We start from the raw sequence: 285 nt of genomic DNA, 5'->3' as shown, positions 1-285 counted from the left end.
GCTGCTCTGGGGGATCGTGCTGCTGGCGATCGGCATCCCGCTGACCGCGTGGGGCTACGGCGACGTCGGGATCGCGGCACCGCTCGGCGGCGTCTGCGCCGCCCTGCTGCTCGGCGGCATCGGCGTCGGGAGCCTCTACTCGGCGCGGTTCCCCTACGCGGCGCCGCGGCCCGGCGACCCCGCCTGGCAGTCCCCGCAGGCCGCCACCAGCCAGGGCGGGGCGGCGCAGGGCATGTCGGTGCTGCTCGCGCTGCTCGCCGCCGCGCCCACCTTCCTGCTCGCGGC

1 pseudogene is annotated in these 285 nt (G+C 78.2%); it reads left to right on the top strand.

What is annotated here, in order from left to right:
* Window positions 1-285 (top strand): annotated as a pseudogene (locus FJ658_RS16540) (ABC transporter permease); the annotation flags it as partial.

It is taken from the genome of Schumannella sp. 10F1B-5-1, from assembly GCF_006517535.1.
Lineage (GTDB): Bacteria > Actinomycetota > Actinomycetes > Actinomycetales > Microbacteriaceae > Schumannella.
Note: the sequence above shows the minus strand (reverse complement) of the source record. Positions and strands in the feature narration are given on the sequence as shown.